At 40.4% G+C, this 21906-nt stretch carries 18 protein-coding genes; 4 read left to right on the top strand and 14 right to left on the bottom strand.

All coding sequences use genetic code 11. The annotated features are described in order from the left end of the window. From Q1W14_RS16635 to Q1W14_RS16625, 3 genes are all read left to right on the top strand, one after another. The coding region (locus Q1W14_RS16635; RefSeq protein ID WP_300703456.1) for a glutamate--tRNA ligase family protein at positions 1-1229 on the top strand (1229 nt) is incomplete at its 5' end. Positions 1230-1236: 7 nt separating this feature from the next. Further along, positions 1237-2652, top strand: coding sequence for a tetratricopeptide repeat protein (locus Q1W14_RS16630; protein ID WP_300703454.1), 1416 nt, complete (start codon positions 1237-1239; stop codon positions 2650-2652). Positions 2653-2678: 26 nt separating this feature from the next. Further along, positions 2679-3320 carry a DedA family protein gene (locus tag Q1W14_RS16625; RefSeq protein ID WP_300703452.1) on the top strand — a complete coding sequence of 214 codons (642 nt, stop codon included), beginning with the start codon at positions 2679-2681 and terminating at the stop codon, positions 3318-3320. An 87-nt stretch (positions 3321-3407) separates the two neighbouring features. On the opposite strand, the gene tpx is transcribed toward Q1W14_RS16625, so the two are convergent. Next, positions 3408-3911 carry a thiol peroxidase gene (gene tpx, locus Q1W14_RS16620; RefSeq protein WP_300703449.1) on the bottom strand — a complete coding sequence of 168 codons (504 nt, stop codon included), beginning with the start codon at positions 3909-3911 and terminating at the stop codon, positions 3408-3410. Between the two features lie 126 nt (positions 3912-4037). Between tpx and Q1W14_RS16615 the strand changes: the two genes are divergently transcribed. Then, positions 4038-4640 carry an HdeD family acid-resistance protein gene (locus tag Q1W14_RS16615; protein WP_300703447.1) on the top strand — a complete coding sequence of 201 codons (603 nt, stop codon included), beginning with the start codon at positions 4038-4040 and terminating at the stop codon, positions 4638-4640. Positions 4641-4707: 67 nt separating this feature from the next. Here Q1W14_RS16615 and Q1W14_RS16610 read toward each other — a convergent pair whose 3' ends face one another. The 13 genes from Q1W14_RS16610 to Q1W14_RS16550 form a co-directional block, all read right to left on the bottom strand. Next, entirely contained in the window at positions 4708-5298 is a 591-nt protein-coding gene (locus tag Q1W14_RS16610) for a master DNA invertase Mpi family serine-type recombinase (protein WP_300703445.1), read from the bottom strand. A gap of 162 nt (positions 5299-5460) precedes the next feature. After that, a complete protein-coding gene (locus Q1W14_RS16605) occupies positions 5461-7257 on the bottom strand; it encodes a hypothetical protein (RefSeq protein WP_300703442.1) in 1797 nt (598 codons plus the stop codon). Positions 7258-7281: 24 nt separating this feature from the next. Continuing rightward, on the bottom strand, positions 7282-8589 hold the full coding sequence (locus Q1W14_RS16600) for an ATP-binding protein (protein WP_300703440.1): 1308 nt from the start codon (positions 8587-8589) through the stop codon (positions 7282-7284). A 6-nt stretch (positions 8590-8595) separates the two neighbouring features. Continuing rightward, positions 8596-9177, bottom strand: a complete 582-nt coding sequence (locus Q1W14_RS16595) for a DUF4157 domain-containing protein (protein ID WP_300703464.1) — start codon at positions 9175-9177, stop codon at positions 8596-8598. Positions 9178-9205: 28 nt separating this feature from the next. After that, entirely contained in the window at positions 9206-12163 is a 2958-nt protein-coding gene (locus Q1W14_RS16590; protein WP_300703437.1) for a contractile injection system tape measure protein, read from the bottom strand. Further along, complete coding sequence (locus Q1W14_RS16585; protein WP_300703435.1) at positions 12135-13952, bottom strand: hypothetical protein; 1818 nt, start codon at positions 13950-13952, stop codon at positions 12135-12137. Before Q1W14_RS16585 ends, Q1W14_RS16590 begins: the two co-directional genes overlap by 29 nt. A gap of 15 nt (positions 13953-13967) precedes the next feature. Continuing rightward, positions 13968-14684, bottom strand: a complete 717-nt coding sequence (locus Q1W14_RS16580) for a hypothetical protein (protein ID WP_300703432.1) — start codon at positions 14682-14684, stop codon at positions 13968-13970. Between the two features lie 5 nt (positions 14685-14689). Next, positions 14690-18010 carry a hypothetical protein gene (locus Q1W14_RS16575; protein ID WP_300703430.1) on the bottom strand — a complete coding sequence of 1107 codons (3321 nt, stop codon included), beginning with the start codon at positions 18008-18010 and terminating at the stop codon, positions 14690-14692. Next, a complete protein-coding gene (locus Q1W14_RS16570; protein WP_300703427.1) occupies positions 17994-18404 on the bottom strand; it encodes a GPW/gp25 family protein in 411 nt (136 codons plus the stop codon). The genes Q1W14_RS16575 and Q1W14_RS16570 overlap by 17 nt, the downstream gene beginning before the upstream one ends. Positions 18405-18408: 4 nt before the next feature. Further along, positions 18409-18711: a PAAR domain-containing protein gene (locus Q1W14_RS16565; protein ID WP_300703425.1), complete on the bottom strand. Its 303-nt coding sequence runs from the start codon at positions 18709-18711 to the stop codon at positions 18409-18411. A gap of 39 nt (positions 18712-18750) precedes the next feature. Next, positions 18751-20544, bottom strand: a complete 1794-nt coding sequence (gene vgrG, locus Q1W14_RS16560) for a type VI secretion system tip protein VgrG (protein WP_300703422.1) — start codon at positions 20542-20544, stop codon at positions 18751-18753. A gap of 17 nt (positions 20545-20561) precedes the next feature. Continuing rightward, entirely contained in the window at positions 20562-21248 is a 687-nt protein-coding gene (locus Q1W14_RS16555) for a hypothetical protein (protein ID WP_300703420.1), read from the bottom strand. 189 nt (positions 21249-21437) lie between these two features. Next, the gene (locus tag Q1W14_RS16550; protein ID WP_300703419.1) at positions 21438-21896 is read right to left on the bottom strand and encodes a phage tail protein; all 459 of its coding nucleotides are present in this window, start codon (positions 21894-21896) and stop codon (positions 21438-21440) included. Positions 21897-21906 lie beyond the last annotated feature (10 nt).

Genomic DNA, 21906 nt, shown 5'->3' with positions numbered 1-21906 from the left:
AAATTGAAGAAGGTGCCATGGTACTCCGCGCCAAAATCGATATGGCTAATCCTAATATGCATTTCCGCGATCCGATTATCTACCGCGTGGTAAAACATCCGCATCATCGTACAGGTACTACTTGGAAGGCTTATCCGATGTATGACTTTGCTCACGGAGAAAGTGATTTCTTCGAAGGTGTGACACATTCGCTCTGTACACTTGAGTTTGTTGTTCACCGTCCGCTATATGATCTTTTCATTGATTGGTTGAAGGAAGGTAAAGATTTGAACGACAATCGTCCGCGCCAGTACGAGTTTAATAAACTAAATCTCAGCTATACTCTGATGAGCAAGCGTAACTTGCTTACTTTGGTTAAAGAAGGCCTTGTTAATGGTTGGGATGATCCTCGTATGCCAACTATCTGTGGTTTCCGTCGTCGGGGGTATTCTCCTGAGTCTATCCATAATTTTATAGATAAAATTGGTTACACTACCTACGATGCCCTCAATGAATTTGCATTGTTGGAAAGTGCTTTACGTGATGATCTGAATACCCGTGCTACACGTATATCCGCAGTGTTGAATCCTGTAAAACTTATCATCACCAACTATCCTGAAGGAAAGACAGAAGAATTGGAAGCCATCAACAATCCGGAAAAGCCGGAGGAAGGTAGCCATATCATTGAGTTCAGCCGTGAGTTATGGATGGAACGCGATGATTTTATGGAAGATGCCCCTAAGAAGTTCTTCCGCATGACTCCGGGACAAGAAGTTCGCTTGAAAAGTGCTTATATCGTAAAATGCACCGGATGTAAAAAGAATGAAGCTGGAGAAATTGTCGAAGTATATTGTGAATACGACCCCAACACCAAGAGTGGTATGCCCGAAGCCAACCGAAAGGTAAAAGGCACTCTCCACTGGGTAAGTTGTAACCATTGTATCGAAGCAGAAGTACGTCTCTACGACCGTCTTTGGCAAGTAGAGAACCCACGCGACGAACTCGCTGCCATTCGTGAAGAAAAGAATTGTGATGCCTTAACCGCTATGAAGGAAATGATCAATCCCAATTCTTTGCAAATATTACCCTGTTGTTATATAGAGAAATATGCCGCCGGCATGAAACCTCTCACCTACCTGCAATTCCAGCGTATCGGTTACTTCAATGTAGACCGTGATTCTACACCGGAGAAAATGGTATTCAACCGTACAGTAGGCTTAAAAGACAATTGGGGTAAAATTAATAAGTAATAAACAAATGAGTAAAAAGAGTTACTTATCTGGAAGAGATAAGGAACTGCAAGAGCTTGCAGAACAATATGAGGCTCATAAAGCCGAAAATAAACCTATCTATCTGGATGCGGATGATTTAGCCGATCTCGCCGATTGGTATGCTATTCGTCATAAGAACGAAATAGCTACTGAGGTGGTAGAATATGGTTTAAACATACACCCCGAAAATACTGCATTGCTAGTTGAACAAGCATACTTGTATTTGGATATCCAGGAGAGAGAGAAAGCAAAAGAAATCATAGAACAAATAAGCGAAAACTCTTCCGAAGTAAAAGTCTTAAAAGCAAATCTTCTGGTTGGAGAAGGCAGATACGATGATGCCGAACAATTACTTGACTCCATAGAAGATAAAGAAGATCTGGCTAATATTGTAGATGTAGCTTATTTATACATTGACACCGGTGCTCCCGAAAGAGCATTACCATGGCTGGCACGTGGAATCGAACAAAATGGTGAAGAAGAAGCCTTCCTTGCCGTTACCGGTGATTGTTACTACGCCCAAGGTAAATATGAAGAGGCTTCAATGTTCTACAACAAATTGATTGATAAGAATCCTTATTCGGCATCGTATTGGTTCGGACTAGCTCGTTGCTACTTCGATCAACAAATGTTCGACAAGACTATTGAGGCCTGTGATTATGCCATCGTTGCCGATGATGAATTTGCCGATGCCTACATTATGAGAGGTCATTCTTACTTTCAGATTGGTAACGAAGAAAGTGCTTTGGAAAATTACAAGCAAGCAGAAAAGCTTGATGCCATCACTCCTAGCTTCATGCACACTTTTATCGGACTCAACAAAGTTTCGAAAGGTGAATGGGAAGATGCATTAACCCATCTGGAACAAGCAATAGCCGATCAAGATATTGATGATTCGCTCACACTCCCTGCCCTCTATGCCAATGCAGCACTTTGCCTCCACAAAATGGGTAAAAAACGCAAAGCTCATCAATATTGCAAAAAAGCAAGAGATTTAGATCCTGATGAAGTAGACTCATACCTGATTGAAGGTCGTATTTACATGGAAGAGGATGACTATGAAAAGGGAGTTAAGAAATGGGCAAAAGCATTAGAAATAGCTCCAGAGGCCGATACTTGGCATGAAATAGGTATGAGTAGCATGGAAATAGGGCAACTAAGTTATGCCAAACTGGCTTTTGAACACGTCAAAGAAATGGAACCGGACTTCGGAGGCATTAATGAAAAGTTGACCTCCTTGTACATGTTACTTAGAGACAAAGAAAATTTTATCAAATACAATCAGCTTTGCGAACATCCGTTCAAACTGGAAGAACTGGAGAAAATACAGCAGCTGTTACTGGATGAAGACCAGGAAGATTTGGCCAAAGCAATGAAGAATATTTTTGAATCATTAAAATAACATCCAAGTAAACCACAAATTAGAAAATGGAATCATCTGCTGAACTCATCAAATGGGTATTAGAGAATTTGAACTATTGGGTAGTCACATTATTTATGGCTATTGAAAGCTCATTTATACCCTTTCCATCTGAAGTAATTGTACCACCAGCTGCATGGAAATCTATGGCGGACGAGAGTATGAATATCTTCCTTGTCATTATTTTTGCAACAATCGGTGCAGACGCTGGCGCATTAGTGAATTATTATCTGGCAAAATGGCTGGGACGTCCCATTGTCTACAAGTTTGCCAACAGCCGTTTTGGGCACATGTGCCTGATTGACGAAGCAAAAGTACACCATGCGGAAGAATACTTTAGAAAACACGGTGCCGCTTCGACATTCTTCGGTCGTCTTATTCCGGCTGTTCGACAGCTTATCAGTATACCGGCAGGACTCGCTGGCATGAAATTAGGTCCTTTCCTGCTGTATACAACACTTGGTGCCGGAATATGGAATTCAATATTAGCATTGCTGGGTTACCTTATCTATCGATATACAGATATTAAAACAACCAATGATGTCTATGTTCTGGCAACTGAATATAGCCATGAAATAGGTTATGCCATTATAGGTATCGCAGTATTAGTGATAGGATTCCTAATCTATAAAGGAGTAAAGAAAAAATAAAAACTATTCATTTATATACAAAAAAAACGGTGTACAAGATATCATTCTTGTTCACCGTTTTTCATTATCGCTTATCCAAATCCAATCTTATTTCTTTACTGCTTCGATTGCTTTATCATAATCAGGTTCTTGTGTAATTTCCGGAACAAGTTCTGTGTAGGCAATCTTTCCATCTTTACCAATAACTACCACTGCACGTGCCAATAATCCGTTAAGAGGACCATCCGCCATACGTACTCCATAGTTCTCATCAAAATCTGAAAAACGGAAGTCAGACAATGGTATCACATTTTCAATACCTTCAGTAGTACAAAAACGGGCATGAGCAAAAGGCAAATCTTTAGAGATAGCCAATACTACTGTATCAGGTAATCCAGCTGCCAGCTTATTAAACTTACGTACGGAAGTAGCGCAAACGCCAGTATCCAAGCTTGGAAAGATATTCAAGATTACATTCTTTCCATTCAATTCCTTCAAAGAAAATGAAGATAAATCAGTTTTCACTAACTCGAAATCAGGGGCAGCTTTACCCACTTGTATAAATTCACCGATAATCTTAACCGGTTGTCCTTTAAATTTTGTTGTAGCCATAGTTTTATCAAATTATTATATAGCTATAACAAACCTAATGTCGGAAAAGTTCATCAAAAACTTTTTCTTAGATGAATTGTTACTCCACAAACGAATATATAATAATCATTTAAAATTAAGATTCACATGAAAACTATTTTTGACGAACTAAAACAAGAAGTAAAAAATTGGTGGATTTCACTAATTCTTGGTATTCTTTATGTCGTGGTAGCTCTTTGCTTGATGTTCTCTCCATTCAGCGGATATGCAGCTTTGAGTATCTTATTCAGTATATCTATGCTATTCAGTGGTCTACTGGAAATCTCTTTTGCGGTAAGCAATCGAAAGACTGTATCTAGTTGGGGTTGGTATCTGACAGGAGGCATCATCGATTTGATATTAGGCTTCTATCTGATTGCTTATCCATTAGTAAGTATGGAAGTTATTCCATTCATTATTGCATTCTGGCTGATGTTCCGCGGATTTTCTTCCTTCGGTTATTCCATGGATCTAAAAAGATATGGAACTAAAGATTGGGGATGGTATATTGCATTCGGTATACTCGCAATTATTTGCTCATTAATCATTTTGTGGCAACCGGCTGTAGGAGCTATCTATGCTGTTTATATGATCTCTTTCGCCTTCTTAATTATCGGATTCTTCCGTATTATGCTAGCTTTTGAATTGAAGAATCTGCATAAACGAGTAAAAGAACATAAAGAAACAGAATCCGAAATACCTGTTTTATAAAAAATGTACTAACGAAGGGTGTCAAAAAATTATCAACTTTTGACACCTTCGTTTAGTCGTGTACTTGTTAATGATTTAACAGACGGAACATAGTAGTACGTGAAACTCCCATCTGACGTGCAAGTGCTGCACAAGACTTCCCTCTCTCATGATCTCTTACCAATTGTCTTTTGTGTTCGTTCAATATTTTCATCTTTGGCATATCCCCTTTTTTACGTCCAAGATGCTTTCCCTCATTCCTTCGTCGTGCCAATGCTTCTTTCGTACGCATGGAAATCAAATTACGCTCAATCTCAGCCATCAAACCAAAAGCAAATCCCAGAACTTTACTGTTAATGTCATTCTGAAATACATACCCTTCTTTCGTACTATATAGTACTACTCCTTTTTTGATGCAAGAATTAAGAATGGTCATAATCTCCAGTAATGTACGGCTAAGTCGAGAAATTTCTGTTACAATCAAACAGTCCCCAGGTTTCATTCGATCCAATAATCCAGCTAATTTGCGTTCTTTTGTACTCACTTTACCACTTACAGTTTCCATGTACCATTTGTCAATGTTTAAACCATTCTTCTCTGCAAAACGTACGATCTCTTCTTTCTGATTTTCAAGAAATTGCTTCTCCGTACTCACTCTCAAATAAGCTACTACTGCCATAATAAATAAATGTTTATTGGTTATTATACAATACCAAAGAACGGTTATTCAAACAAGAGTGGCAAACAACCTTCATTACTCTCTATTAAAGCAAACAGTCATTTTTCTTAAAGTACAGAAACCTTATAAATTGTTCCAATATACATGAAATGAAGATTTAATTTATGGCAAAGGTTCTCTTTTATTTAACTTTAGAATTAAAAAATAAAGTAAAATAGGTACAATTGGCAAAGCAATAAGTGCTAGGTAAGTCATACTTCCCGTTTCTAAATCGAAATAAATAATTTGCGGAGATAAAGCCTCTATCATAAAGAAGAAAAATACACCAAATTCCATCATTAATGTTATCATCAAAAGAACGACAAATGTATAATATTTTTCAATATACACATTAAATGGAACAGATATATAACGCATTATGACAAGAGCAAATATCATGAAAAGAATACAGAGGTCAATACAAAAGAATAGTCCCCACTGACCGGACGCATAATCGGAATCCATTATTTGCCAAATGTCATCATTATTAATTCCCGGTTCTATGGTCTTATAGGGAATACGGAATAGATAAAAGGGATTAATAGTACGGGTAAAAACGGAACTGGTATCAATGCTGCCATCATTGTAAAGGATGCGTGATGATATGCCCAAAGAATCGAAATCGGCAAAGTACACAGAATCGACAAAACATTGAAGACCGGAAATAAAACCGGAATGCTCTGCCGCCGCTTTTTTGGAAAAGGTAAGGAAGAAACCTAAATCCTTATTCATTACCTTTTTTGTATCCCTATAGATATAAACAGAATCATTCACCCATAAACTATCTATCACAAGGCTTAAAGATTTAACAAGCTGTGTCAATGCACGTTTTTCTTTAAAATCAAATGCCGGCAAATAAAGATTCAATCCTTCGGGCTTGGAATCAAAGTCAGCTCGATTTATCATACCACCCGGATAATTCAGTATTGAATAAATAAACTTACGACAAGCTTCCGGATTGGTTAAAAAGCGATTTGTAGACTGGGAATCACCGCAATAAGCAACCAAATCATAAGGTTTACTTTTATAAGGAATGAAATCCATCAGATTGGGAGAGGTCCAATTGTTAGTAATCTCCGGCGTTCCGCTAATGGGATTGATGACATAGCCTAAATAACCATAGCGCCTAATACGGGAACTTACTGAAAGGGGCAAACCCAGATAAACATCCGTCATCCAATAAGGAATCATTGCATAGAGTGAATCACTTTGAAGTATATGTTCCTTCAAGGTTTCGACCTCGGTAGAATAGTAACGGGTGGTATCGGTAATATACTTATAATGACTGCTACCGGCATCGGAGCGATTATCAAAATAACAATAGAAATTCTTCACGTTGTAAAGGTCATAGTAATCGGCCTCCTTAAGCCAACCCATATTTCCTTTTTCATCATATATTTCGGGAGTAGTGACTTCTTCCGTTCCGGTGGTGTCCGGTACATAAATAATATCATCCAACTTCTGCGCCGTCTCATAAGACACGTCTGTAACAAGAGTATTCATAAAGCCCTTAGCTAAAACACGGGGGGAAAGCAACTCGTTTTCAGAAAGTTTAAATTGCTGTTCGAGTTTGAAAGGATAAACCACATAGCCAAAGGCATTGGGCTTAAGTATCAAACTGTATATTCTTCCCATATCATCCACTTCCTTAAAGAAATAGGTATTGGCAGGTGTAGGTGCAGGAATAAGTCCCTTCCAGCCTCCTGCCAGATGCATTTCCATTCGTCCAGTCTCCACAAAAGGCCACTTTTCCTTTCCATGCGTTGCCACTTCGCGACGAATGCGATTCCATGCCCGCGGCGTCTGATAATGATAAGGACGGAAACGTTGGTAAGCTTCCGTAAATGTATCTTGCGCCACAAGCAAGAAGCTTATAGCAGTGACGAAGAATACAATTACTGACATGAACAATCTTTTCATTCTAAAGACTTTATTAATTAGATTCTATTGTCTTACACCCTCTTTTGCTTGTTCACGGCGGATGGCATCGACTAATACACTTTCATTGAGAGCGTTAGTTTTTGCCGCCATCAGATAAAGTGCACAACTACGGATTACATTTGTCATGGCTCCACCGGCGAGTTCATAATTAGCCATTCTCCGTATGCATTCTTCACGGTTGACTAGCCAATTTGGGGGCAGCATCTTCTCCCACAACTCGTAACGAGTTTCTTCGTCGGGCATGGGGAAGTAAATGATGGACTGGAAACGCCGGGAAAAAGCTTCGTCAATATTACTTCGCAAATTCGTTGCCAGGACTACCATACCCGGAAAATCTTCTATGCGTTGCAATAAGTAAGCTACCTCCTGATTGGCATGTCGGTCATTGGAAGTCTGTGTGGAAGTACGCTTACCAAATAAAGCATCAGCCTCATCGAAGAAAAGGATCCAACGACGGTTTTCAGCCATATCGAAAATACGTGCAAGATTCTTCTCCGTCTCACCGATATACTTAGAAACAATCATTGAAAGATCCACTCGATAAACATCCATGCCATTTCGTTTTCCCAATAATGTCGCGGCAAGAGTTTTTCCTGTCCCTGGAGGTCCGTAAAACAAAGTCCGGTAACCGGGTTTGAGGATGCGTTTCAGTCCCCACTCTTCCATAATCGTTTCGGATCCGGTAATCCAGGTGTTGATTTCTTCCAGTTGTTCCGCTACTTGGTAATCCAAAACCATATCGTTCCAATTAAGCGGAGTAGTTATCCGCTTAGCAGGAAAACCGGTACTGTAATCCGGTTTATACTCTTTACCATGAAGAACTTTACTCAATAGTTCATCCGATGCTCGTAATTGCCCGCTTAGAAAAGGTTCTCCTTCTCCCCCACCTTCCAGACGGAGAATATTCCGGATATAAAACCAATGTTCTTTCTCGAACAGACTAACAACCGAAGAACGCATATCCGTATTTTCACCCGCCAGCATAAAAGCTACTGTCTCACCCGTAGGCAAAAAACCTCCATGCGAGAGTCCTTTCCAGCCTCCGAATTCCGTATAAGGACGATCAAAGTTCTTATTATTGACAAAGAAGATATCCAGTGCTTGCGGATAGAGATGAGGCATCAATGCAAGCATGATGACGACTTTCTCCTCAAAAGAAATTTGCTCGCCGGACATACCTGTCATCTGCTCCCACCACGGGCTAAGAGGGGACTTTACTTCAAGCAAAGAAGTTATTTCACTCTCTTGCTTGAAGTAAAGACGGATTGTTGTGTCAAGCACCTGCTGAAACCAGTCGGTCAATTCTTTCATGGCATATTATCTTGCAGCTTTGGTTCCCAATACATCCGCTTCGTGTTCCAGTCCTTCATTATCATTAACCGGCATTCCGCCAATCTCTGTAGTAGGCTGTACACGCCCTTCGGCTTGCTGAACAACATGGGTTAATTCATGTCCAAGCAACTGTTGTCCCACAGATGTGTCAGGCTTAAATTGTCCCGGAGCAAAGTGAATGTCAGTACCCTGAGTATATGCTAAGGCTCCTACCTCAGGAGCTTTAGCCGAATCCGGATGAACGCGTACACTAGAGAAGTCGGTACCAAATGAATCCTCCATACGCTGTTTCACATCATCTGGAATACCTGTATTGTTTTCTTCTTTACACTGAAGAGGCTGTTCAAACTTACCTTGCAGCAAGTCGTCCTCATCTTCGTCTCGCTGAGCTACAAACTTTCCCTGTAACAAATCATCTTCATCGTCTGCACGTTGCACAATACCTGCCATCTTGGCTTGTGCTGCAGAGAGTTCACGATTATCGGCTAACTGTATACTTCCATCAGCCTGTTTGGATTGCCGTACCCGTGTAGGAGCAGCATCCATATTCATTTTCTCAGTACTCATCATATCCACTCTCCATTTAACTAGTTTCTTATCTCCATTCAACCCTAATAATCTCTTCCATCCAGCGGAAAGGCTGTATTTTATATCCCCAAGGTAATGAATCAAGTAATACATCAAAGGCTTTTTGTTCTACTTTGACTTTCCAGAATCTCTTATCTTTATCGTCTTTTTCTACAATACCTTTCCTCAGAATAAATGAATTCCGAAAACCATTTGGTGAAGTATTTCTCATCTTATCCCAGTTTCTAAGTATCATTTCGAACATAGAGTCTAGTAATGTAATATCTGCATCACTCAGTAGATAGGTACGAGGTAACGGCTCATTAGTATCAATCATTCCGGCATAAACTTTATTCAAATAAAGTTCCTCCTCATTCCATTCCCGTTGCTCGCCATAAGCCAAATACTGCAAAGCAAAAATAAAATGAATACGGTCACCCATAGACTTAAAAGATAGATTTCCATCCACTATATCCATCCTTCTGCACATCATAGGCAAATATGGACCTAACAGTACTAAACCTGCATTATTCACAGCATGGTTTTCTCTTTCACAATCCTGTTTCTTAGCCATTTCCTCCATTCGACGAAACCATTCTAATTCTCTTTCATAATCATTCATAACTTGTATTTTATTTAATAAAACAATAAATCCATGAAGTAAATTATCACGTACGCGGACAAACAAGAAATCCATAATCTCTTGCTCCGACCACGATAAATATTTAGTTGCAGTAAGTTCCACCATCCAAACTGACAGATACTCTCCCAACGATTCCAGGAAAACATACTCCTGGAAACGGGAACGTAATGCTGCATATACTGAAAGCCAACGGCGATAAATAACAAGCAAGCGGGTATCTCCAATGCGACGAAGCCAAAGATTACGCAAGGCAGAACTTCGGTTCACTAACTTCAATAATAAAGTTTCACTCATTCGACCGGATTTCCACAGTACCTTAAAAAGTCCATTCTTCTCATCCAAGAAAAAGACAAGCCATTTCTCTATATAGGATTCACGGTTTCCGGATAATACTACATCCGAACCAAACAAATAAATAGCCCAAGCCTCCAGTTCCTGATCTGTTTTAGAACGAACCACTGACACATCAGTCATAGGCAAAAGATGTTCTTCATAAAGTTCTTTCAAGATATTACCCAACTGTACAAACTGATGCTGAGATAACAAAGTCGTGAGTTCATGCAAAAAGTAACCAATCAATGTAGTGATCTCCTGATTGTAACGGGCAGCTATACGCCGCAAAACAGAATAAACAAAGTGTTTCTGATGAAATGCTAAAGTATGATCGGCAGAGAAACAAGAAAATATAAACTCCCACTTCATTGAACGGAATTCTCCTCCTGCCTTACCTTGAAGCATTCCTGAAGCATATCCTTTTTCTAGCAAAGCTGCATAACTGACTATAAACTTGCCTTGATATGGAAACAGACGAATGACTAAAGTATCAATCTGCTGCTCGGTATGCATATCTATAAATTTTCGAATCGATAACGAAGTTTGCAGAATATAAGTCCAATCCTCTACAGAACGGATATCATCCATTTCTTTCTTTTCTTCAGACATAAACATCTGCTCCAACTCTTGCAGAACCATCGTTATACCCGATGATGGAAAAAGCTGTTTCAACTCGTCATCCACATATAGCCAATGTATCAAATCAGTTAGAGAAAGATTATAATGGGCAGCCAAATGTTTAAGCACAGAACACACAAATTGCCTTCGGCTAAAAGCAGAAACCGGCATAGAAAATAATACGGCAAAAATAAACTCCCACTTTAACAGACGAAATTCACTTCCGGCTTTTCCTGTAAATGTTCCAACATCCTTATGTTTATCGAGCAAGCATGCGTATGTTATAACAAAATCACTTTCTTGAGGAATAACAACCTTCACCAACTGATGAATCTCTTTCTCTTGTAATTGTTGTAATAACTTCCGACAATGTACCGCATCGGATAAAATGCCGAACATGTGTTCACAGGATATTATATTTTCCGCCTCTTTCCTTGTTACTCTGTGGCGCAAAGCAGAAATGATTTCACGCATAAGACAGACATGATAATCACCATCCAAAGCCCAAATTTCCGCCTGCATATTTTGCCGGATTTCTTTCAATATGCTCCATAACTCCGGTAATTGTACAACGGTATTTTCAAGTTTTTGAATGCCCTCGGTGAGTAAACGGGTTATTTCCGCCAAAGAATAATTCAAATGTGCCGCCACTCCCCGAAGTGTATGCAGAATAATCTGTTTACGGCTGAAATATCCCACACTCTCGGCAAACAGATAAGCCAGTACAAGTATCCAGACCACATCACGATATTCGTTTCTCGTTATATCAGACCTTTTCAAAGAATCGTAGGTTTGTATCTGTACTCTTACATAAAGGTTGACAAAAATGCTTTCAGAAGGCTGTACAATACGAACAATCTGTTCCAATTGCCCGTCATTGAACTGATACACCAACCTCCTGCATAAGAAATCATAATGTCCGTAAGAGTTAAGAAACTCTTTAAAACGATAAGCTTCTTCATCAATGACTTTTTTCAGCAGGAAATTCAAATCAGTATATTCCTGATCTATTTCGAACGGAAAATAGCCGTGCATCAAAAAGAAAGAGAGCATCTCAAACGCACTTTTTCCTGTAGAAACAATTCGTACCCCTTCTCTATTCACATCCATAATCTGCTGTGCTTCAATCTTTTCCTTACAATATTTCTGCAATACTTCACGAAGACGGATAGGAAAATGCTTATAGAATTGTTCTTCCTCAATATTCCCCAAATCAAGGGGCAAGGAATCAATCACAATCGTACGGTCTGATTGATCATAAGCAGACAAAACTTCCTCCACCACTTCTTCGAAAGAAGTCTGGAAAAAGGAGTCCCATCCCCCGTTCAATTTCAGGGCAAAAGGCTCATCATCCGCTTTAAAATCAAATTTTACAGTACCAATTGTAATCATCTTCCAAATCCTTTTTTATCTTGTCACACAACTCTTCTAGTCCATATTTTCGCTGAGTAGAAAGGGAATATTTCCAAAAAAGATAATTTGAACGGAATGCAGCTATTTGCCCCCTTCTCTGCCAAAACAATGTCATCTGAATATGGGCAGGTAGTCGTCTAGTCAAAAGTTCTCCGCATCCATGCCTGAAATCACCATCCAACAGCCATTTTTCATCTACAGCCAGCACAACTGCAATCCGGAAAACATTTTCTTCCGCTACGGCAAATTCACTATTTCTATATTCCAAAAAGCGATATTCCAAAAGAAAAAATTCCATTTGGTATTTCTCGATATTCAATACCTTTTTAAAATAGGTTTCAATCCCAGCTTCATCCTGTTGCGCAGTGTCCAGTAAATTCAGACCTTTTCCTCTATTCAATCCCCATAATGGAATATTCTCCAAAAAAGAAACTCTGCGCTTACGGCGTTCCAACTCATCTTCATATTTCCATAGAAAAGGCAAATTACTATCTTCTCCGTAAATGCCCTCAATAACATCTATCCATTCTTCTTTTTTCGCAGTTAAACCAGTCTCGTCCGGCTCCATCCAATATGGAAGTGACTTCAGTTCATCCAATACGTTCTCCGTCAGACAATCGAAGATCTCCAAATATGCACTGGCTTGCTCACCTATATTTTCCCGGAAACATCCAGGCAAATCATTACGCAAAGAGTAATGAGCAAACACATCCCTGTGGGTTCCCGTAGGTACGGTATCCAATACTTCCTTATCCGTTGTACGATTCTGGGCACCATATAAAGTGGCGCGCATGGAACCAAAATGAAGCTGAACAGCATCCCAAAGAATAAGAACAGACCTCCCCCTACGCGTCAATGATATTTCATGCTTTCTATACCCCATCTCAGCCAAAGCATAACCTTGAAATATACTTTTCCTCTTCAGATTGCCATGCAGCAAATTCCCATCTTCTTTAAAATAAAAAGATGAAATGCGGCTGACTCCCGGCAAATCGCGAAGCCGCTGATACAGCCAAGCTACATCATATTCTTCCCAATCCATACACAAAGAAGCATCATCCACCACCATACGGACCTGCTCCGGACCTTCTAAAATCTCATCCGGTGACCAACCTTCCGCCATTAATTCATCAACCCTGCGAAACCGTACACCTGCCCGGAGAAACTCTTGAATCTCGAAAAATATTCGTGCCGTCAGCATATTGGAATCCATTGTATCATCAATTTCGATCTCTGCACATATCTGAAGAATATCGTATTCCAAAAAACGTATAATACCGACATCTTCGCACAGATTACGATGAGTGTGATATAAATTGAATACTTCTTTCAGAATCCGTTTTCTCCTTGCATCAGTAGTATCGGGCCATACATCCAATACAAAATCGTATATCCCTGATTCCGGGTGCACAATTACCCGCACATCCGACAAGTCATCAATATTTGAAATAAACAGCTTCCGATAATCTGTTACCGTCACCGGATTAACAGGGAATATCTCCGAAGGAGCAAACAATGCATGCTCACGAGGAGTAAATTCTTTTTGTGGCAAAGTCAGATAATCCGGTAAGGTGAAACCCATACGGTAATCTGTTTCAACCAGTACATAATTCAGCACGTCAAGTAGTGTAACTCCCGGGTCGTGCAGGTTATAATCAGTCCACACCTTCCCCGCAATACGCTGAATATCTTTCAGCGCCTTCTCTTGAAGCCGGGTATAAAGATCCTGGCTTTCAGTTTTACGCGTAATAGAAATGTGTCCTTCCATATCTTATTCACTTACTTATCGAGAAACAAAATCCATGTCGAACAGTCGTTTGATGCAATAATGAACCCATACATCTTCACCGTAATCCGAACGGGTACGCACTTGTAAGCAGGAATTCAATCCTTCGCTATACCAACGAAATTGTATTCTGTTAAAACGACTGCCAAACCAGGAATGACTTGAACGGATCCTAGGATGCTTACCAAAACAATGTATGGCGGTCGCCTCTGCCAGCGCATAACGGCCTTTACCTTTCAGTCCGCAAGCTGCTTCAATTTGATATCCCATACAACTATATTCCAATTCACCGATATTCTGCCACTGCCCATTCGCAGGTACTTTTCCTTTCAAATAATTTCCAATAAAGCTATCCGCACGAACGGTACCCTTTATTTCAAGTTCTATTTTATCTTTCGTACCTAATACAATCTTTCCATCTTGAAAAAGACTTACCGCAGGCTCTTCATCTAGTCCACGATGTATATTCAGTTCGCCACCTTTGCCCAATGCCACGATCCATGCCGGTTCATTATCCAGTATATTCTGGCGAATCTCCATAACTGCCCCTTCATCATCCAGCGGAGAAAGCTGCAATCCCCTCTCTGCCGACTTATTGAAGCCATCATCCACGATATTCAGCATCGAGTCTATCAAATCGGCAAATTGTCCGCTATCGGGCTTTTTCCCTTTACCGAAATACTCCTTTAAGGTTCTGCGATTCGTTTTTGCCATATCCGCTATTTTATCACAAACGTATTATCTATTTCAAAATCACCAATCTCTATCTCTTTGCGCCACTCACCTTCCGACACAAGTTTCACATAATGTCTGGAAGCGGGAACTAATATTGCCCAAGGCACGGAAGGAGCAATAACCAACTCTTCTTCATCTGTTGATATATACTCCCGAAGGTCATACCTCCCTCCATCCTCGAAGACGACCTGTAACAACTTTATTCCATGTATGGTGCTAACCCCTTTACTTTCTTTAATCCGACTTTGCAAATCACGCATAGAGAATGAATAGCCAAAGACGGGGGTTTCTCCTATCTTATTCCAAGGTTCTATACAATCTCTCAATCCTTCGTGAACTTCCTGTATTGCAGTCCCCGCAGCTTCACCAACTTTCAAACTAACTCCACAAAACACAGTAACTTCTTCGTAAACAGGGTTAATCACATCAACCTTGACAAAAGGAGAAGTATATTGTCGGAGATGTTCCTCCACACGGCACAACAATTCATCCGTACACAAAGGATATGTATCTCCACTACGGGTGTGTATCACAGCCAAAGTCACTAAAGAACTTCTATTCTGCCGTTTGGCATCCATACCCGGAAAACATTTAACCTTTACTATATCCGGAAACTCCTGCAACACCATTTGTTCGTATTCATCAGAGAGCAATAAACGATTCCGATGCGCCACACGTTCACTCATGCGGGTACGTACTTCTGCTATATCCTCTTCCGATCGAGTCCCCACAAGAGGAGCGATCCTCTCATATCCTACCAGACCCGGAACGGATAATTTAACTCCTTCAGTCATTTCCGGTTTTACTTCTGCAACATTCAAATAGATAGATCGTAGGGTAGAACAATTATCCAAATGCGAATGTACACCCACACAAAGCCAGAATATTTCTTCAGAATCGGTCATCTCAGGGGTTACACGGAAAGGTAACTGCAATACAACCGCTCCGCTATGCATTAATCCCCCCGTATCGTCACGAAGTACATTGATTGCATCCATCTGAACCCAACAAGAAGCATCCCGATAGTACCAGTCAGTATGGGGTAGAAAATCATGATCTATCTCCCGCTGCAATAACTCCATTTCCAGATACATCCGTATCAGATTCTCTCCGATAGCTCCTTTGATACCTATTAGCAAATTACCTTCGTCCTCCGGTCCATCCAGCATAGCAATGGGATGGCTATTGTCTGAATATGAATTATTTTGATTGGATAACGGACGAATATGCGAAAAACGGATTTCAGAGGTATTCCCTACATTAAAAAAGCACTCCTCTTCTGCCACATATCCCAGTTGGGATGTATCCATCGATAAAGACAGAGGAACTTCCGGCAATGGTTTCTTGCGCCGCGCACGACTGTTATACATCATTGTTTCTGCAAACAAACGATGATATTCGTACATCCCGAATCCCATATCAGGTTCAGTCAACATCAAACGATAAAAGCCGGAACGCACATTTGACAAATGGAATTTATCAGCCATCCCCAAAGGCAAAACAGAGTTCTCCGAAACAGAAAAGTGCATTTCTACATGTTCTACCAAAGGCTCATCTTTCTGTGGCACCGACTCAGGAGATGTACGGAACAGATAAAGTAGATCGGAATCAGCCAAAGGCTTCCATCCTCTACTGCGAAGTTGATCGATCCGGCCTTTAAATGAACGATTATCTATAGATTTATTATACGTCCTGTAATACTCCTCCAAACCACCATTACAAGTAGGTAAATGCTGCCAATTAAAGTTGAAGTCAACCGTTTTCACCGCTTTACAGGCCATTTCATAACATCCGAAAGCAAACCATGCTCCCTTTTCTCCCGCAGTTCCGAAAGGAGCAAAAGCCTGGTGAATATCTATACTTCCTAAATCATTATATACTTGGAAATGACGTAATCCTTGAACGGAAACATTTATCTTCACCGACTTAATATACATCTTACGTGCCCATGAATATGGAAACAACCAAGCCGTAGAGTTCACTAACAATCGCATCGAAGGTTCCAGTTCTCCTTCCAAGGGGGAAACAGACGGAAAATCCTCATCCAACCTGAAAACCAATCTAAGGCCTTCATCTTCCTCAAAACGGAGATAGAAATTTTCTATAGACTGCCATCCCTCTGACGTACTGACCCAAAGATAGAAAGCATCATGAAGCATTTTAAACAAAGCTTCATCCCGACTAATTTCCTGTATCCGAGCAACCTGTGCAATGGTATCATCCATAAAAATCAATGAATCGGATGTCAGAGAAAACAATACGTTTACTTCACGTTTCCCTTCACCCAACAACAGCATTGCCGAATGCAGACAAAATCCGATCGGTACGGAAGAGTATGTTTTATTCGGTACTACTCTTTGCTTTACAGCTGTGACATATTCCAAAGCTGCCTCGGGATAACGTTCTTTATTCTTTTCAACCACCACAACCGCCATTTCGGCAAGCGACATTTGCGTTAATCTTACATCCGACAACAATTTATACCCTGAAGCCAATTTGTCTTTATCTGCCTTCAAATAAGTATCCCGATGCAGAACAGTACCTGTTCCTACTGGCGTACTCTCAAAAGTCAACCAAGTAATACCGTCAAACTGCTTCTTTCGTACAGCTTTCAGAATCTCGTTCAGATAAAACATCGGAAGTGCTCTCCAACGCATATTGAAACTACCAGCAATCTCTCCGTAATTATGCAGAAAAGCTACAATAACAGCTAAAGAAGGATCCATTTTACCGGAAGAATAGATTTCCTCTCTATACAATTCACATTTGGACTGTAGTAAACGAACAGATGCCAACAACAATAAATAAAAACGTCGGGAAAAATCATCCGACTTGTTTTCTTCCCTGTTTCTTTTTCCGGCAACCAACCATATCTGCCGGGGAGGTTCACCTGGATAATTGCCATACTGCTTATAAAAAGTACTGAACATCGGACTGATATTAGTAGCTATCTGACCGGACAAATCTTTCAAAAGAGTGAGTTGCTTCCCAGACAGGCAAGCATATTCCAGTCTTCTACACCAATCATCCATTTGCGAAGTCAGTTCATAAACTGCCGGAACAAACTTCTCCGCTGTAGAATATTCCATAAAAGTTTTCTCAGCCGCATCCGTATCAAATAGTTCTATTTCAAGCAAAACGACAAGCGGCTGAAATTTAAAAATAGAAGAAAAATCCGACTGGCTGAGTGCACGTGCAAGCAATATCGGAAAACGCTCTTCCAATACCGCCAGGGTGACAGGCGCCAAAGCCCTCTCTAGCCGCCTCTCCCTGCTCAATCCATCCGATTCAGAAATGTTCCTCATAATAGAATGGATATACCATGTTAGCACGTGCATTTGTCTGACGTATGGTATATTCCAATAAAATATATACTATTCCGTTTCCATTTTCACTCATATCAAACGTTACATTGGTCAACATAATACGCGGTTCCCAATATAGAATCGCCTTCTCAATAGCGGCACGAAGTTGCGTACGTGCTGTCAAGTCCATATTATGATATACCATGTTGTGCAAGTCAGTGCCAAATTCAGGACGCATAATCCTTTCCCCTATACGGGTAGAGAGGATTATTTGCAGACTCTGCTTAATATCTTCTTCCTTAGTCACCATTAGAGTCGGATTTACTCCTCCACCAAAATCGACCGGAAATGCCCAGCCACAACCTAAGAAAGAATCATCTTTTTCTTCACTCATTCCATTATCCTCCAATTTGAACAGTTGGACAACCGGCTACAATAGAACCACCATGCGCTGTTATATCTCCCATCCTAGCAGCCGGTTTACCACAGATCATCACGGTTGCAGACCCTTTAATAATAGTGTCGGGAGGACCCACGCAAACACAACTATCACCCATCACTGCGGCTGGCATCTTACCGATTAGTACTGTTGGTGCACCCGGTCCTATAACAGGACCTCCTACATGAGGTATCGGAGATGGCCAAGCAGGTGTCTGCATGGGACAACTGTGCATATCTGTTAATCTTGCTGCTGGAGGCATATATATTATTTTTATTAGTTATTATTCTGTTATTCATTCTCAATTTATCATGACCATCGCCCCCTTCACCGTAGTTTGTCCGGAAGCTGAAAGTTCTGCGGAAGCACTGCCTGTCAGTTTCAAGGAGGTTTGTGCTTTTGCTGTTACATTCATTCCTTCAACTGTAGTATCCTGGGTAGCTTTTATTCCCACTTTACCTTTGGCATCCAAGGATATATTACCTTTGGCTTTTAGTGTTATATCTTTATCAGAAGTTATCTGAATACCATTTTCACCCATCACAATCTGATTCTTGTTCTGGTCTTTTAACACAATAGTCTTACCATCATCATCTATCACAATCGAATTCTTGGCAGGAGTAATAATTGTGATAACTTTCTTTTCATCGTCCAACTCTATTTTCAACTTTTCCGGAGAAATGAAAGCACGCTTATAATTATCATCTGTTATCTCGTAAGGAGGAACACGCTTCGCACTATACAGACACCCCAGGATAATGGCATTATTAGGATCATTATTCAAGAAACCAAGAATCACTTCATCTCCTACCGAAGGAATAAAAAAACTTCCAACCCCATTCGAAGCAGCAAACTGTGAAAGTCGTGCCCAAACCGTATCCGGCTTTGTATTCAACAATGGAATCTGTACCTTGATACGGCTACCTGAATCCGGATCTCCTGCCAAAGCCTCTACAATACCTATATGAAGTCCCTCTATTCCCGGGTATAATCCGGAAGCCGGAGGAGCTACCACATCAGGCTGCTGAGTAATATTCATCGGAGAAATCCCCATCTCCACTTCTGTAATCCATGCTCCATCCGCTACGCGGTGGGTTACCGCACCTGCAAATGCATTTCCATTAAAACGAGATCCCAAACCTTGCAGTTCTATAGTACATCCTGGTACAGCTGCTGCATTTCCACAAAAAGAGAATGAACCTCTGAAACGTGACAATCCCGTCTTCAATAAAGTAGAATCCGCCCATTCTTTCAAAATTTTTGCATCCGATAAAGAATCAGTTTGCAAGGTTACAGTATCAGTACCTGCAGCCGACGAAAGATTTCCGGGAGTCAAATTTCCCTGAGAATTAAGAGATGCCGGAGAAGAACTTGCAGAAACAGCCTTCTGATCTACAGGGTTCCAGCCTACGCTTTCGACTGTATTGAACTGATCTTCTGCATATACTTCACCGTCAAACGATAGTAAATCTGTTCCATATTTCACGGTCAGAACAGGACCTGCTGATGCTTTAGGTCTCTGAATCGTTACTTTGGCTCCGTCCGTCGTCACCAGCATCCCATACACATCAGCGCGCGATAAAGCGAAATCCCAATCCGTACAATAATATTGTACTAATTTAGTATGGACTATATTTGTACCATCCATGCTGACAGACAATCCGCATTCACCCAAAGCAGCAGATACAGCCTGGTTATCTGTTTTATCTTCAAACACTTTATTCTTTCTGGCAACAGTAGCCTTTATAGCTTCATCCCTGCACTCTACAACCAAGACAGGTGAAATATTATCATTAGCAGGAATTGAAATCTTTTGTGATACAACGATACCATCAAAAACTTGTTGGTTAGTCGCTTCATACCCCAGCTCTATCTTAATCTGCTGACCGGGTTTAAAATCATCCGACTCGCTTTCCGGTACATTAGCATGTGGCATATCGCCTGCTATCACTTTCAAGAGAGCACTCCCTATACGATTTATTTCCCGATGTACCTCTATCGAGCGAAACTGATAGGTATCACTTACTTTTTTCCCATTACTGTAAATAGTGAAAGTCACCAATCGACCCATATTTGAATTTGGAGAATCTGCCATCTTATTCCTAGTATTATTTAATTATTAGACAATGGTGGAAATAGTAATTGTGTACCCGGAGTCAGATGACGAAAACCAGTCAATCCGTTTACACGCGCTACTTCTGCACAGTAAGCTGCACTTTTGTATATCCGCTGACAAAGGGCTGGCAAAGTATCACCATCCTTCACAGTCACCAGATGGGAAAGGTCAGGAGAACTTTTATTTTTTAACCTGTTCTGCGTAGCCTCATCAATATATTTCAGCATACTCAGAGTGATCTTTGCCCGCAGAGGTTCACCCTCGGTATCAAAAAGCTGATAATTGATATTCATGCTTTTTAATCGTCCTTTGTAATTCAGCGTTCCCCACGCCACACTTAGATAAGGAGGTTCGTGTGCATCTCCTACATAAGTATAAACTGTAGTTTCAAGTTTTTTAATCGTTTCCGATAATGGTTTTAGTTCATTAGCGTTCGGAACATTCATCCAGTCAATAAGTACTCCGGTAGTATCCAGTGTAAATTCAAACTTAAGATCTTCATCCTTATATCCTTTGTAAGCAGGCATATTGCCACCATCCATAGCCTTTTTCTCATCGTACTCAATTTGCTTATTTTCATCATAGTTACCTGGATTTACCATCACAGTAAAAGTATTTCCTGTCTTTGACGAGAAACCCTTGTCTTCATAGGCTATTATTTCCAGTTTTTTCAGTCCTGCCATAAGCTATAGTACATTTTATCTGTCTTTTTTGTTTTTTCTTGTATGCTGTACCCAGTTATTTTCACCCAGTTCAGCAAGTATTTCCTCTTTCAAGACCTTCAGAATTTCCTCAGAAGATTGTAACCACTGTAGAGTTTTACGCTCCACAGTGGTCTTTACCATTACTTCTTTTATGACAATTGGCATATCCTACATCACTCGTCTATTAGTATCATACGCAAATTCAATAGTTTCCAAAGCCACGTCATTCTTCTTAGAGTCAAATCCTGCAATATCCCATTTCACCGGATAAGCACTTTTAATAAACCATGCACATTCAGGATTTCCATCAGGATTAAGCAACTTAACCATCAAATCACATGGAATAATTTCAGAATCTACCCCTCCTCTCATGGTCATATTAACCCACGAAGATAATTCGCTCATAAAAACCCCATGCAAAGGACGCTTACAAACCAAATTTCCATGCTTCTGGCGCACAGGAACAACTCTTTTATTACCTCCTCCCATATCTATTTCTTGTGTTTCAAGTTCCATTGTCAAACCGGAAACTTCCAAAAAAGCCATATCATTGATTTTCAAAGGGCCTACAAATTCTAATTGGAAATAAAATGATACAGGTGGGGGTGTAAAATGATCAAACTCCATAATATAAATA

Origin of the sequence: Bacteroides sp. (assembly GCF_030151085.1) — a bacterium.
In the GTDB taxonomy this organism is placed as follows: Bacteria; Bacteroidota; Bacteroidia; order Bacteroidales; family Bacteroidaceae; genus Bacteroides.
Note: the sequence above shows the minus strand (reverse complement) of the source record. Positions and strands in the feature narration are given on the sequence as shown.